This is a genomic window from Mesorhizobium sp. RCAM 05099 (assembly GCF_059683685.1).
In genome coordinates, this window is the sequence record NZ_CM185035.1 from 1696352 (window position 1) to 1710917 (window position 14566).

The window sequence follows — 14566 nt, forward strand, 5'->3', positions numbered from 1 at the left end:
GGACGAGCGAGTTTCAGTTTCCAGTCTAGAAATCCAAGGTGGTTCGCGGACCTTCCCGCGAACCACCTTGGGTTTGATTTACGGTCGAGCCTCGCGGCTAACCCGGAAATGCTGACGATCAAGGGCCAGGGCCAAAAAACGCGCCACGATTTCGACTAACGTGGAGGGTGCCGATGGACGTTCATCGGGGTCGAATAAGAGCCCAATGGCAGCTCCCGGCCCTCCTGCTGTTGTTGCTACAGGCCAAAAGTCAAAGCGTGAGGCCAACGCCGGGTAGACTCCGGCGCTCACGACAAGCCCTGTCGTCAACGCTGATCGCGCCACCTCGATTTCGGCCTCCTGCGGCTCTACGTCACCGGCTCTTTCAATGGAAACCACGTTGCCATCCAATACGACAATGACGACGACAGGAGCCTGGAAGAGCGCGGCAAGAGCTTGGGACGTGATTGAGACGATGGCCTTCGCATTGTCGGCTGCCGCGACGTCGCGGCTGTAGCCTTGTAGCACTGTCGCTTGTCGCCTCAGAAGTGCCGCTTCGGTAGCCCTGCGCTGGGAGGTAAACGCTACGCCGCTCACGATAAGTCCGACGACAAAAAGCAGTCCGATCGCCCAGACGTTTGCCGGGTCGTCGACGATCAGCGTGTAGCGAGGCTCTGTCAGGAAGAAATTGTAAGCGAGAGCACCAAGTATCGCCGAGCAGAGCGACGGACCCAAGCCTAAGCTAACGGCCGCTATGATCACCGGCACCACAAATACGAGGGAGAGGTTCGGGATCGTCACCCTGCTGTCGATACCGACAGCCACGGTCGTCGCGGCGGCGGTCATCGCAACAGAGGCAAGGTAGCGGACTACAGCGGGAGCTTCCGATAGCGCCAGGCCCAAATCCGGATCGGCATCCGGTGACAATGTGATGTCCCCTCGCAGCTTCGATCTGGCATCGGCCATTTGTTCAGCTCCCCCCGTCCTCTGATCTGTAGATCAATCCTGGCTCGACAATTCATTCCCCAGGAGAAAACGATTCGACATCGTACCCCCCATCTCCAAGGCCCGGTGCAACACCGACGTAGTGATAGTGGTCGCCGAAAGTGTCTATGACAGTGGAAAAAATTGGCCGGTCAGCAAGGTAGCCGACGACTTGGCTTTCACTGGGCCGCTCGGCGACGGGTGCGACGATCCTGATTGCATAGAACTCGATCGGAACGCTTCTCGCACCGAGACGCATCGGCTTATTCCTCATCAAAGGAACGCAGCGAGGCAGTATGCTCGCGTGAGTTCGATAAATCCACCCGCATAAATGGCGTTGATAGCTGGGATAGCTTTGCCGTCTTGTCCCAAGTCAGCCGGATCCGGGGCAGCTCCTTCGAAACATGTAATTCGACTGGATCTAGGTCGGGCGAAATGGGCGGAAGCAACTTGGCGCCACCAAGCCGGCTTGGCGGCCTATCCAGTCGAGTTAGGCATGTTGCTGCTGCTCGGCAGCTTCTGTCTAGTGGCGGCAGCCATCCGAGCTTGCGTCATCTTGGCTGCCGGCTAAGTCCATGCGCGGTTTCGATTAAACGGGGCCCTGCAGAGCGCTGAATTTCACGCTGACGGGTGGGGGTCGGAATAGTGAAAAACCTTTATAAAATTCCTATTTCTTTCCGCCCCGCGCCGTCTCGAATCTTTATGGCGTTTTGATGCATATCATACCGGGAAGGGCATATCTCGATCACCTTGTTATAGGTGACGGGTGCTTTCGTATGATTTCGACCCTGCCGACCGCAGGCGCCAAGCACAAAACGAAAATAAGGAACACGCACGATGGACATCGTCGTTCTCGGGATAGGGGTTTTGTTTTTCGCCCTCTCCTTTGCCTACATCAAAGCCTGCGACATTCTTTAAGCCGGAGGATCGAAACATGTTTCTCGACTATATCCTCGGCGGCGGTGTGACTTTGTTCCTGCTCGCCTACCTGACATACGCCCTCGTTCGCCCAGAACGCTTCTGACGGCAACTGGTGCAAGGAAAGCTACAGCCATGACTCTCACTGGATGGATACAGATCCTCGTCTACTGCGTGGTCGTCGTTCTGCTCGTGAAGCCGCTCGGCGGCTACATGTATCGCGTTTTCAACGGCGACCGCACATTGCTCTCGCCGATCCTCGGGCCCCTCGAACGCGGGCTTTATCGCATTTCGGGAACCAGCGAGCGCGAAGAGCAGCACTGGACCACTTACGCGGCAGGCATCATGTTCTTCAGCCTGGCCAGCTTCCTGGTGCTCTATGTCATGCAACGGCTGCAGGGCGTGCTGCCCTATAATCCGGCCGGCATGACGGCTGTGGAGCCGAACCTCGCCTTCAACACCGCCGTCAGCTTTCCGACCAACACCAACTGGCAAAACTATGGCGGTGAGGGCACGATGTCCTACCTCGTGCAGATGGCCGGCCTCGCGGTGCAGAACTTCATGTCCGCGGCCGTCGGCATCGCCATCGCGGTGGCGCTGATACGTGGCTTTGCCCGCGCGTCGGTCAAGTCGATCGGCAATTTCTGGGTCGATATGACCCGCTGCACGCTCTACATCCTCCTGCCGCTCTGCATCGTGCTGACCCTGGTCTATGTCTGGCTCGGCGTACCGCAGACACTCGGCCCTTATGTCAGCGCCACGACGCTGGAAGGCGCGCAGCAGACGATCGCGGTTGGTCCGGTCGCCTCGCAGCTCGCCATCAAGATGCTCGGCACCAATGGCGGCGGCTTCTTCAACGCCAATTCGGCGCATCCTTTCGAAAACCCCGACGCGATCTCCAATTTCATCCAGATGGTCACGATCTTCGCCCTCGGCGCGGCGCTGACCAATGTGTTCGGCCGCATGGTCGGCAACCAGCGCCAGGGCTGGGCGATCCTGGCGGCGATGGGCGTGCTGTTCATCGCCGGCGTCGCCATCTGCTACTGGGCGGAAGCGTCAGGCAATCCGCTCGTCCATGCCCTTGGCATCGACGGCGGCAACATGGAAGGCAAGGAGAGCCGCTTCGGCATCGCCCTGTCGGCGTTGTTCGCGGTCATCACGACGGCTGCGTCCTGCGGCGCGGTCAACGCCATGCATGACAGCTTCACCGCGCTCGGCGGCTTCATCCCGATCATCAACATGCAGCTCGGCGAGGTCATCGTCGGCGGTGTCGGCGCCGGTTTCTACGGCATCCTGATGTTCATCGTGGTTGCCGTCTTCGTCGCCGGCCTGATGGTCGGCCGCACGCCCGAATATCTCGGCAAGAAGATCGAGGCCAAGGAGGTCAAGATGGCGATGCTGGCCATCCTGTGCCTGCCGCTGGCGATGCTGACCTTCACGGCAATAGCGGTCGTCCTGCCGACCGGCGTCGCCTCCATCGCCAATGGCGGCCCGCACGGCTTCTCCGAGGTTCTCTATGCCTACACCTCGGCGGCGGCGAACAACGGCTCGGCCTTTGGCGGCCTGAGCGGCAACACGCCCTGGTACAACATCACGCTCGGTATCACCATGCTGATGGGCCGGTTCCTGGTCATCATCCCGGCCTTGGCGATCGCCGGCTCGCTGGTGGCGAAGAAGACGGTCCCGGCCTCGGCCGGCACCTTCCCGACCGACGGTCCGCTGTTCGTCGGGCTGCTGGTCGGCGTCATCCTGATCGTCGTCGGCCTCACCTTCTTCCCGGCGCTGGCGATCGGGCCGATCGTCGAACACCTGGCCATGATCCATGGGCAAACCTTCTGAGGCCGCCATGTCCCGGTTCAACATCATGCGACGCAACGTTGAGCGTCGGACCGACAAGGAGGGGGAGCCAATCCCCCCTCCTTTCCCGACGATATCCACATTCCTCGGCATCGCGGCAGTCATGATCGTGATCTGGCTGCTGGTCTACGGGCCGCCGCGTTTTCCTTCGGCATCCGATCGATCGGTGCCTGCCAACAACATCGATACTGGAGCCAACAAATGAGCCAGTCCAAATCCGCGGTCATCATGGATGCCCGCATCTTGTGGCCTGCCATCGGTGGCGCCTTCAGGAAACTGAACCCGCGCACGCTGATCAGGAACCCGGTGATGTTCGTCGTCGCCGTCGTCTCGGCGCTGACCACTGTCCTGTTCGTCAGGGATCTCGTCACCGGCGGCGGCGATTTCAGCTTTACGCTGCAGATCATCATCTGGCTGTGGTTCACCGTGCTGTTCGCCAATTTCGCCGAAGCGGTCGCCGAGGGCCGCGGCAAGGCGCAGGCCGACTCGTTGCGCAAGGCGCGCACCGAGACCCAGGCCAAGCTGCTGGCCGGCGAGGACCGCGCCAAGTTCAAGCTCGTGCCCGGCACCAGCCTGAAGGTCGGTGACGTCGTCCTTGTCGAAGCCGGAGACATCATCCCGTCGGACGGCGAAGTGATCGAAGGCGTCGCCTCGGTCAACGAAGCCGCGATCACCGGTGAATCGGCACCCGTCATCCGTGAATCCGGTGGCGACCGCTCGGCGGTCACCGGCGGCACGCAAGTGCTGTCCGACTGGATCCGCGTGCGCATCACGGCGGCTTCCGGCCACACCTTCCTCGACCGCATGATCTCGCTGGTCGAAGGGGCGCAGCGCCAGAAGACGCCGAACGAGATCGCGCTCAACATCCTGCTCGTCGGCATGACGCTGATCTTCGTGCTGGCCACCGCGACGATCCCGAGCTTTGCCTCCTATTCGGGCGGCTACATCTCGGTGACCGTGCTGGTCGCCCTGTTCGTGACCCTGATCCCGACTACCATCGGCGCGCTGCTGTCGGCGATCGGCATCGCCGGCATGGACCGGCTGGTGCGCTTCAACGTGCTGGCCATGTCGGGCCGTGCCGTCGAGGCGGCGGGCGACGTCGACACGCTGCTGCTCGACAAGACCGGCACGATCACGCTCGGCAACCGCCAGGCGACCGAGTTCCGCCCGGTCAAGGGCGTCACCGAACAGGAACTGGCCGACGCGGCCCAGCTTGCCTCGCTCGCCGACGAAACGCCGGAGGGCCGCTCGATCGTCGTCCTGGCAAAGGAGAAATACGGCATCCGCGCCCGCGACATGGCAACGCTGCATGCGACCTTCGTTCCCTTCACCGCGCAGACCCGCATGAGCGGCGTCGACATCGACGGCTCGTCGGTACGCAAGGGCGCCGTCGATTCCGTGCTTGCCCATGTCAATCAGTCGACGGTCGCGGCCCACGGCACGCGTCCCGGTAGCGACACCGTCAGGGATCTCCAGGCGATCGCCGACGAGATTGGCAAGTCTGGCGGCACGCCGCTGGCGGTCGAGCGCGACGGGCGCCTGCTCGGCGTCGTCCACCTCAAGGACATCGTCAAGGGCGGCATCAGGGAGCGCTTCGCCGAGCTTCGCAAGATGGGTATCCGCACGGTGATGATCACCGGCGACAATCCGATGACGGCGGCGGCGATCGCGGCGGAAGCCGGCGTCGACGATTTCCTCGCCCAGGCCACGCCCGAGGACAAGCTGAAGCTCATCCGCGACGAACAGGCCAAGGGCAAGCTGGTCGCCATGTGCGGCGACGGCACCAACGATGCGCCCGCCCTTGCCCAGGCCGATGTCGGCGTCGCCATGAACACCGGCACGGTCGCCGCGCGCGAGGCCGGCAACATGGTCGACCTCGACAGCGATCCGACCAAGCTCATCGAGATCGTCGAGATCGGCAAGGCGCTGCTGATGACGCGCGGCTCGCTGACGACCTTCTCGATCGCCAATGACGTTGCCAAGTATTTTGCCATCATCCCGGCGATGTTCGCGGTCTTCTACGTCGCGCCAGGACAGACGACCGGCCCGCTGCAGGCGCTCAACATCATGCATCTGGGCACGCCGCAGAGCGCCATCCTGTCGGCCATCATCTTCAACGCGCTGATCATCATCGCGCTGATCCCGCTGTCGCTGAGGGGCGTCAAGTATCGCGCCATCGGTGCCGGCGCGCTGCTCCGCCGCAACCTGCTCGTCTACGGCCTCGGCGGCATCGTCGTCCCCTTCGTCGGCATCAAGGCGATCGACATGATCGTCACCGCCCTCGGCCTCGCTTAAGGAACGCGTCCATGCTCACCCAGATAAGACCAGCGATCATCATGATCGTCTTCTTCACGGTTCTGACCGGCCTGATCTATCCGATCGGCATGACCGGCATCGCCCAGGCGCTGTTTCCGCGCCAGGCCAATGGCAGCCTGATCGACAAGGACGGCAAGGTCATCGGCTCCGAGCTGATCGGCCAGGGCTTTGCCAGCGAGAAGTATTTCCATGGCCGGCCTTCGGCGGCCGGCAGCAACGGCTACGACGCGACCGCCTCCGGCGGTACCAATCTCGGCCCGACCAACCCCAAGCTGATCGACCGCATCAAGAGCGACGCGGAAAAGCTGAAGGCGGAGAATCCGAACCAGCCTGTTCCTATGGACCTGGTGACGACGTCCGGTAGCGGGCTCGATCCGCATATCAGCCCGGAGGCCGCCTATTTCCAGGTGCCCCGCGTCGCCAAGGCGAGGGGGATCGATGAAGCCAAGGTCAAGGCGCTTGTCGACAGCCAGGTCGAGGGCAGGGAGCTCGGCTTCATGGGAGAACCGGTGGTCAATGTGCTGGCGCTCAACCTGGCGCTGGACGCCGCGAAATAGTGGATGGTAGGGGCCGGGGATCGACAGCATCCCCGGCGCCATCCATGATCGGTTCCGATGGCGGACGACAGAAGCAACGAAACCAGACCTTCCCCGGACGCGCTGCTCGAGCATGCCGAACGCGAGGGGCGCGGCCGTCTGCGAATATTCCTGGGTGCAGCACCGGGCGTCGGCAAGACCTACGAGATGCTGATGTCTGGCCGCGCCGGGCTGGCCGATGGTGTGGACGTGGTGATTGGCGTCGTCGAGACGCATGGCCGCAAGGAGACGCTGGCCCTGGTCGAGGGCTATGAAGTCATTCCCCGCCGCAAGGTCGAATACAAGGGGCGCATCCTCGAGGAGATGGATATCGACGCCATCATCGCCCGGCGGCCCGCGCTGGTTCTTGTCGACGAACTCGCCCACACCAACGCGCCTGGCAGCCGCCATCCCAAACGCTACCTCGATGTCCAGGAGATTCTGACCCAGGGCATCGACGTCTACACGACGCTCAACGTCCAGCATGTCGAAAGCCTGAACGATGTCGTCGCCCAGATCACCAAGGTCAGGGTGCGCGAGACGGTTCCCGATTCCATCATCGACCAGGCCGACGATGTCGAGATCATCGATCTCACTCCCGACGACCTGATCAAGCGGCTCGAGGAAGGCAAAGTCTATTTCCCCAACACCGCGCAGCGGGCGATCGAGAACTATTTCTCACCCGGCAATCTGACGGCGCTCAGGGAGTTGGCGCTGCGCCGCACCGCGCAGCGCGTCGACGACCAATTGCTGATCCATATGCAGGCCCACGCCATTCCCGGCCCGTGGGCCGCAGGCGAAAGGGTCCTCGTCTGCGTCGATTCGCGTCCGGGCGGGGCGGCCCGCATTCGCTATGCGCGCAGGCTGGCCGACCGGCTCCGTGCGCCCTGGACGGCGCTTCATGTCGATACGCCTCGTTCGGCAGGCATGTCCGAGGAAGACAAGGACCGGCTCGCGACGAACCTGCGCCTTGCCGAGCAGCTCGGCGCCGAGGTGACGACCATTCCCGGGCAGAACGTCGCGCAGGAGATCGTTCGCCATGCGACGGCGAACAACTTCACCCATATCGTGGTCGGCAGGCCGACCCGGTCGCGCTGGCGGGAATTGATCGAAGGCTCGCTGACCTATGATCTCATCCGCAATGCCGGCGATATCAGCGTCCATGTCATTTCGGGAACCGAACGCAACACCGAGGCAACGTCGAGAAACGTCAAGGCGGCCGACGAGCAGTGGCAGTTCCAGATCCGGCCCTATCTCAAGGCCACGGCCTTTGTCGCCGGCTCGCTCGCCTTCGCCGTCCTGCTCGACCAGTTTCTCGACGTTCGCAACCTGGCGATCATCTTTCTCATCGGGGTGCTGACATCGGCGGTGACCGGCGGTCTCTGGCCGGCACTGTACGCCTGTCTCATCAGCGCCCTTGCCTTCAACTATTTCTTCCTGGAGCCGCGCTACACGCTGACGATCCGGGATCCGGAGAGCATTGTCGCGCTCGGCGTCTTCCTGGTTGTTGCGGTCATCGCCAGCAATCTGACGGCACGCGTGCAGCGCCAGGCGGTCGCCGCCCGCTCACGGGCGCGGGCGACGGAGGACATCTATCTCTTTTCAAAGAAGCTTGCCGGTGCCGGCACGCTCGACGACGTTCTCTGGGCCACCGCCTTCCAGATCGCCTCGATGCTGAAATTGCGCGTGGTGCTGCTCCTGCCGGAAGACGGAACGATCACCGTCAAGGCCGGCTATCCGCCCGACGATACACTGGCGGAGGCCGACATCGCCGCCGCCCGCTGGGCCTGGGAGCACAACCGCGCCGCAGGACGCGGTGCCGACACGCTTCCCGGCGCCAAGCGCCTCTATCTGCCCTTGCGGACAGGGCGCACCGCAATCGGCGTTGTCGGCCTCGACAACGACAAGCAGGGCCCGCTGCTGACGCCCGAGCAACAGCGCCTGCTCGACGCGCTGGCCGATCAGGCAGCGGTCGCTATCGAGCGCATCCAGCTCGTCGCCGACGTCGATCGCGCCGGGCTCGCCGCCGAGGCGGACAGGCTGCGCTCGGCGCTTCTCACCTCGATCTCGCATGATCTGAAGACGCCGCTCGCCGCCATCATGGGTGCTGCAGGTACGCTGCGGGAGTTCGCGCCGGCACTTCCCGAAAATGATCGGGCGGAGTTGCTGACGACCGTGCTCGACGAATCCGAGCGCTTGAACCGCTTCATCGCCAATCTGCTCGACATGACCAAGATCGAATCCGGCGCGATGGAGCCGAACTACGCTTTCCACTATGTCGGCGACATGGTCGGCTCCGCGTTGCAGAGAGCCAAGAAAATCATCGGCGAGCACAAGATCGAGACGGACATCCCTTCGGATCTGCCGATGTTGAAGGTGGACCCCGTCCTGTTCGAGCAAGCGTTGTTCAATCTCCTCGACAATGCGGCAAAATACGCACCCGCCGGATCGACGATCCGCTTGCAGGGCTGGACCGACAACGGTTCCGTCATCTTGCAGCTCATGGATGAAGGGCCGGGCATTCCTCCCGGCGATCTGGAACGGATTTTCGATACCTTCTACCGGGTGCGCAAGCGCGATCAGGTCCGCGCCGGCACCGGGCTTGGGCTGTCGATCTGCCGTGGCTTCATCGAGGCGATGGGCGGCACGATCTCGGCGGCGAACCGCACCGACCGTTCGGGCGCGGTTTTCACCATCAGGATGCCGAGGCCGGCGAATCCGCCGGATCTCGATGCCTCCACTACGGACGACCACGATGTTGGTGACTTTGCATGACAAACTCAAACGTCAGGATACTGGTTGTCGATGACGAACCGCCGATCCGCAAGCTGCTTCGCGTCGGCCTCGGCAGCCAGGGCTATGCGATCAGCGAGGCGCCGAACGCCAGGGTGGCGATCGAATTGATGGAGGCGGAGAAGCCCGATCTCGTCTTGCTCGACCTCGGCCTACCCGGCATGGGCGGCCATGAGCTGTTGCGCAAATGGCGCGACGACGGCCTCGATATACCGGTGGTCATTCTTTCCAGCCGCACTGACGAGGCCGGCATCGTCAACGCACTGGAACTTGGCGCCGACGACTACGTCACCAAGCCTTTCGGCATGAACGAGCTGATCGCTCGCATCCGCGTGGCGCTGCGGCACAAGTTCCAGCAACAGGGCGAGAAGCCGGTGTTCCACACCGGCGACCTCAGCGTCGATCTGGTCAAGCGCATCGTCAAGGTCGAAGGCAAGGACGTAAAGCTGTCGCCAAAGGAATATGACATCCTGCGCATCCTGGTGCAGCATGCCGGCAAGGTCCTGACCCACCATTTCCTGTTGAAGCAGGTCTGGGGCGATTCGACCGACGTGCAATATCTCAGGGTCTATGTCCGGCAGCTGCGGCAGAAGATCGAGAAGACCCCCGACCAACCGCGCTATATCACTACCGAGACTGGTGTCGGCTACCGCTTGCGCGAGGTCGAATGAGCGAGAGTCCATTCGACCTCTCGGGATTCTGTCCTAGAGCAGTTCACCGTTTCACGGAAACGGCAAACCGCTCTAACTCTTTGTTTTGACGCAATTCCGGACGGAAAACCGTTTCACACTTTTCCTGGAATTGCTCTAACTGATAGCCTCCTGCAGCCGGTTTGCCGTCGTCGATGTCCGCAAGGCCGCCAGGCAGCCGACAATGCCGAGCGGCACGAAAGCGAGGAACAGCCAGGTCGCGACATTCGCCGCGGCGTCATGGCTCAGTCCCTCCGAAAAGCCGCTGGCATTGGCGACGATCCCGGCAAGCGCGGCGCCCACGGCATAGCCGATGCGCTGCATGGTTGGCACCGCCGCGGAGGCGATGGTCTGTTCGTCGTGTCGCGCCGACGCCACAATGACGCGCGTGAGGAAGGGCCAGGCGATGCCGAAGCCGCCGCCTTGCAACAAGGCGCACATCAGAATCAGAGGAATGGACCCCACCGGTATCGTATAGGCAAAACCGGCGATGCCGGAGGCGATCATCACCGCGCCGCCGACGATGATCAGCCGTTCGCGCCGCGGCGGCGCATTGGCGACGAGGATCGACAGGATCGACCAGGCGATCGATTCGGCGGCGATGATGTAGCCGGTGGTCAGCAGCGGAATGTCGTGCAGGCTGGTCAGCAGCAGCGGTCCGTAGACGCCGAAGGAGCAGGTCGCCACCGAAAAGGCGGCGACCATGGTCATGCCGGCACCGACCGGCGTGCGCCACGAGAACAGTCGCGCCGGGAAAAGCCGAGAGCGCGGCTTCAGCGCGTCGATATAAAAGAACAGCGCCAGGCCAATGAGGCCGAGGACCATCAGCAGCGAGGAGCGCAGCAAGGCGATGTCGACGCCGGCCGAGGCGATCAGCACCACGGCCATGGCAAGGCAGCCGAGCGCGATGAAGGGGAAGGGCGGTGGCTTGCCGCTGGTCGCCTGCGGCCTTTTTGCCTCGGGCGTGTTGAGGACAATCACGCTGGCCAGGGCCATGGCGGCACCACCGAAGGTGAAGATGCCGAAGGCCCAGCGCCATGACAGGAGTTCGGTCATGATCGCACCGAGCATCGGCCCGCTGAAGGCGGCGACGCCCCAGATCGCCGACATGATGCCGAAGAGCTGCGGCCAGATGGCGCGTGAAAACAGCCGTTCGACCGAGACGAAGGCCAGCGACACCAGCGCGCCGCCGCCAAATCCCTCGATCAGGCGGCCGGCAAGGAACAATTGCATGGAAGGCGAGGTGGCGCAGACCAGTGCCCCGGCGGCATAGAGCAGGGCCGCGACCACCATGTTGGTGCGCAGTGCGACATAGCTCACCAGCCGTCCGGCCGCAGCACCAGCGACGATGGCGCCGAGCTCGTAGATCGCCAGCGACCAGCCGACGAGCTGCACGCCGGCCAGTTCTCCGACCATGGCGGGCATGACGGTCGCCACCATCGTCTCATTGGTGGCGTGCAGCAGGATGCCGAGGCTGATGAAACAGAAACGCGCCAGGTCGCCGCTTGCCCACAATGCGCGCCAGTCGACCCTGTTCGTGCTGATTTCGGCCATTCTCGCTTTCCATATCTCGACGCGAGCGCACGACACCAGAAGCCAGTACGGGTTTCCGGCAGGACCATGCGCATCAGCAACGCCCGGCAAGGCGCTGCTCTATTCGGGGCAGGCTTGTAAAACCTCAACCGTGGTTGAGCTCAAGCAGTTTTTTGAGAGCCTGTTCTCGCGGCCGCCTTCCAGGATAGGCGGCCTTTATTGGGGTCAATTCTCGGTGCTGCGCAACTGGAACTGGCTGACGCCGATCGCGAGGTTGATGCCGGTCTGTGTCTGCAGGCTGAGCGGCTGCAAGGTGAAGGCCTGCGAGGAGCCGCCGACCAGCAGATTGGCACCGGCGCCGACGGCGGCCGTCACTTCGGCGCTGGCGCCGACATAGTCTCCAGCCAGCGCGCCCGGCGCGTAGATATTCTTCAACGGCGTCAGCACCAACCACTGCATCACCGACTGCTTTGTGGTGCCGATGTCGAGGCCGTATTTGTTGACCGCGCCGAAATAGGCTTCCGGCGCAAAGCTCTTGTCGGCTGGGGTGAAGGTGCAGCTCAAATCCTTGCTCGAGCCGAAGATGAAGCCGGTGCCACCGCCGATGGCGCAATCAAGCGTGCCGAGCTCTATGCCCCGGTCCTGCGCCTGAGCCGCGCCGGCAAGCACGGTTGCGATTATGGCAGCGGCGAAGGCTGTCTTCGGCATGGCGGTCCCCTCAAAAATCAAACGGCGCGGAACCATCCTATCCGGTTCCGCGCCGCAGGGTGAGGGGCATGGAGCACCTGGCTCCATGCATTTATTTGAACGAGTGGATCAGCTCGAGCGAGGTCACGGCGACGGCAAGATTGACGCCGGTCTGTGCCTGGACGCTGAGCGGTTCCAGCATGAAGGCGCTGTTCAGCCCACCGACAAGCAGGTTGGCGCCGCCACCGGTGACAACGCTCGCTTCGGCGTTGACGCCATAGTAGCTGCCGGCGAGATCGCCTGCGTCGCGGTTGCGCGTTGCCGCCAGCACGGCCCAGACGAGCTGTCCCTGATGGGTCTTGCCGACATCGACGCCGATCTTGGAGATGACGCCGGTATACATCTCCGACGGACCGCCATGATGCGGCCTGAAGGTGCAGGACACGCCCTTGTTGGACGCGACGACGTAGCCGGTGCCGCCATCTATGGTGCAGTCGAGGGTGCCGAGTTGCAGCCTGCCGGCGCTGGCCGGGGCGGCGGCGAATACCGTCGTGGCGAGGGCAGCGGCGCAGGCGAGTTTCTTGATCATGGGTGGGTCCTTTCGCAAATTGCTTCGAAGTAACGGCTTGGATGGCCAGACCGTTCCGCCGAAAACTTGGCGCGAACAAGGCAAGGGCCGGCGGCCTGCCGCCGGGGCTAGCGCGCGGTTGCCGGATCGACGGCGATCGGCGGCGCCGCGTGTCCTTTCGAACACGCAAAGACACCGCGGCATTTGGATGGATGCTGGGGCGCTGCTGAAATCGATATCAGCTGACGCGGGCCAGGCCGTCCTTGGCTGGCTGGTAGGTGGGGTCGAGGTGAACGGCTTCGCGATAGGATTTCGCCGCCTTGACCTTGTCGCCGCGCCGCTCGTAGATCAGCGCCTGGTTGGCCCAGGCCTCGGCGTTCTTGCCATCCAGCTTGATGGCCATGTTGAAGTCGGCGAAGGCATTGTCCTCGTCATTCATCGCCAGATAGGAGAGACCGCGGCCGTTGTAGGGCTCGGCGGCATCGGGCGCGAGCGAGATGGCGGTCGAGAAATCCTCGATGGCGAACTTGTGCTGGCCCTGGCTCTGATAGATCAGGCCGCGATTGTGGTAGGCACGGGCATCGGTCGTGTCGAGCTGGATCGCCTTCTGGAAGTCATTGAAGGCCTCCTGGGTGCGGCCCGCCTTACGGTAGAGATTGCCCCGGCCGATATAGGCCGCGTCGTAATTGCCGTTGATCTGGATCGAGCGGTTGTAATCGTCGAGCGCGGCCGCCTGATTGCCGAGGAAGCGCTGGATGAGCGCGCGGTTGGAATAGGCCTGGAAGAAATTCGGGTTGAGCTGGATCGCGGTGTTGAAATCCTTGAGCGCCGCCTGGTACTGGCCGCCCCGGCCATAGGCGGAGCCGCGCACATTGTAGCCTTCGGGATCCTGGGGATTGCGCTGGATCACCGCCGACAGCGAGGAGATGTTCTCGCTCGACCCTTGCGCCTTGTCGATGTTGTTGAATTCGCCGGTCGGGCCAGCTGTCTGGCAGCCGGCAAGCGCCAGGCCGGAAAGCAGGACTGCCGTCAGGGCGAAACCACGCAATGCGGTCCCGCGCTCCACGCTTGTTGCGTTCATGTCTGCCCTGTCCTCACTTGTGCCGCGTCGTTCAGGTCCGGTTCCCCCCTCCGGGCCGGGTCACAATCAAAACAAAAAGGTGGCGGCGATTCCACATCGCGCCACCTTGGATATCCTTGGAAAAGGACGAAAAATTGGCGTTAGAACCGCGGCGGACGCGGAGCACCACCTGCACCGCCGGCAGCACCAGCGGCAACCGGGCGAGGCGTCATCGGCAGCAGGCCTTCGCGCTGTGCGCGCTTGCGGGCCAGCTTGCGGGCGCGGCGCACGGCTTCCGCCTTTTCACGGGCGCGCTTCTCGGAAGGCTTCTCGTAATGTCCGCGCATCTTCATTTCGCGGAAAATGCCTTCACGCTGCATCTTCTTCTTGAGAGCGCGAAGCGCCTGATCAACATTGTTGTCGCGGACGAGTACCTGCACGGGCAATCCTGTCTTTCGGGTTTGATATCAACAGGCAAGCGGACATAGCCACTAGCCTCCGCGGCGATTTACACCACGAATTGTGGCGGCTGATAGCAGAATCATCCCGCGCTGTCCACAGCCGAAATGAACTTGGACGGCCAAACAGCGGCCGGTTTTGCCGCGGG

At 63.0% G+C, this 14566-nt stretch carries 14 protein-coding genes; 7 read left to right on the forward strand and 7 right to left on the reverse strand.

All coding sequences use genetic code 11. The features are described 5' to 3' along the window. Window positions 1-78: 78 nt before the first annotated feature. Together AC56QQ_RS08390 and AC56QQ_RS08395 are read right to left on the reverse strand one after the other, a co-directional pair. Window positions 79-945, reverse strand: a complete 867-nt coding sequence (locus tag AC56QQ_RS08390; RefSeq protein ID WP_497126356.1) for a DUF4118 domain-containing protein — start codon at window positions 943-945, stop codon at window positions 79-81. A gap of 52 nt (window positions 946-997) precedes the next feature. Next, window positions 998-1222: a hypothetical protein gene (locus AC56QQ_RS08395; protein ID WP_497126358.1), complete on the reverse strand. Its 225-nt coding sequence runs from the start codon at window positions 1220-1222 to the stop codon at window positions 998-1000. Window positions 1223-1897: 675 nt separating this feature from the next. On the opposite strand from AC56QQ_RS08395, the gene kdpF reads away from it, so the two are divergent. Genes kdpF through AC56QQ_RS08430 form a run of 7 tightly spaced genes read left to right on the forward strand, consistent with a single transcriptional unit; the run spans window position 1898 to window position 10093 of the window. Further along, window positions 1898-1987, forward strand: coding sequence for a K(+)-transporting ATPase subunit F (kdpF, locus tag AC56QQ_RS08400; protein ID WP_091577964.1), 90 nt, complete (start codon window positions 1898-1900; stop codon window positions 1985-1987). A gap of 29 nt (window positions 1988-2016) precedes the next feature. Further along, window positions 2017-3720, forward strand: a complete 1704-nt coding sequence (kdpA, locus tag AC56QQ_RS08405) for a potassium-transporting ATPase subunit KdpA (RefSeq protein WP_497126360.1) — start codon at window positions 2017-2019, stop codon at window positions 3718-3720. 7 nt (window positions 3721-3727) lie between these two features. Beyond that, window positions 3728-3943, forward strand: a complete 216-nt coding sequence (locus AC56QQ_RS08410) for a hypothetical protein (protein ID WP_497126362.1) — start codon at window positions 3728-3730, stop codon at window positions 3941-3943. Beyond that, the gene (gene kdpB, locus AC56QQ_RS08415; protein ID WP_497126364.1) at window positions 3940-6033 is read left to right on the forward strand and encodes a potassium-transporting ATPase subunit KdpB; all 2094 of its coding nucleotides are present in this window, start codon (window positions 3940-3942) and stop codon (window positions 6031-6033) included. The genes AC56QQ_RS08410 and kdpB overlap by 4 nt, the downstream gene beginning before the upstream one ends. Window positions 6034-6044: 11 nt before the next feature. Beyond that, window positions 6045-6611, forward strand: a complete 567-nt coding sequence (gene kdpC / locus AC56QQ_RS08420; RefSeq protein ID WP_489863177.1) for a potassium-transporting ATPase subunit KdpC — start codon at window positions 6045-6047, stop codon at window positions 6609-6611. A gap of 57 nt (window positions 6612-6668) precedes the next feature. Continuing rightward, complete coding sequence (locus AC56QQ_RS08425) at window positions 6669-9404, forward strand: DUF4118 domain-containing protein (RefSeq protein ID WP_497126366.1); 2736 nt, start codon at window positions 6669-6671, stop codon at window positions 9402-9404. After that, entirely contained in the window at window positions 9401-10093 is a 693-nt protein-coding gene (locus AC56QQ_RS08430; protein ID WP_489863175.1) for a response regulator transcription factor, read from the forward strand. The genes AC56QQ_RS08425 and AC56QQ_RS08430 overlap by 4 nt, the downstream gene beginning before the upstream one ends. 135 nt (window positions 10094-10228) lie before the next feature. On the opposite strand, the gene AC56QQ_RS08435 is transcribed toward AC56QQ_RS08430, so the two are convergent. From AC56QQ_RS08435 to rpsU, 5 genes are all read right to left on the reverse strand, one after another. Then, entirely contained in the window at window positions 10229-11665 is a 1437-nt protein-coding gene (locus AC56QQ_RS08435) for an MFS transporter (protein WP_497126368.1), read from the reverse strand. Window positions 11666-11869: 204 nt separating this feature from the next. After that, window positions 11870-12352: a DUF992 domain-containing protein gene (locus tag AC56QQ_RS08440; RefSeq protein WP_256751410.1), complete on the reverse strand. Its 483-nt coding sequence runs from the start codon at window positions 12350-12352 to the stop codon at window positions 11870-11872. Window positions 12353-12443: 91 nt separating this feature from the next. Beyond that, on the reverse strand, window positions 12444-12920 hold the full coding sequence (locus tag AC56QQ_RS08445; RefSeq protein ID WP_497126370.1) for a DUF992 domain-containing protein: 477 nt from the start codon (window positions 12918-12920) through the stop codon (window positions 12444-12446). Window positions 12921-13137: 217 nt separating this feature from the next. After that, window positions 13138-13980 (reverse strand): tetratricopeptide repeat protein, encoded by an 843-nt coding sequence (locus AC56QQ_RS08450; RefSeq protein WP_497126372.1) that lies wholly within the window; start codon window positions 13978-13980, stop codon window positions 13138-13140. Between the two features lie 140 nt (window positions 13981-14120). Continuing rightward, window positions 14121-14399 carry a 30S ribosomal protein S21 gene (gene rpsU, locus AC56QQ_RS08455; protein WP_023810129.1) on the reverse strand — a complete coding sequence of 93 codons (279 nt, stop codon included), beginning with the start codon at window positions 14397-14399 and terminating at the stop codon, window positions 14121-14123. Between the last annotated feature and the right edge of the window lie 167 nt (window positions 14400-14566).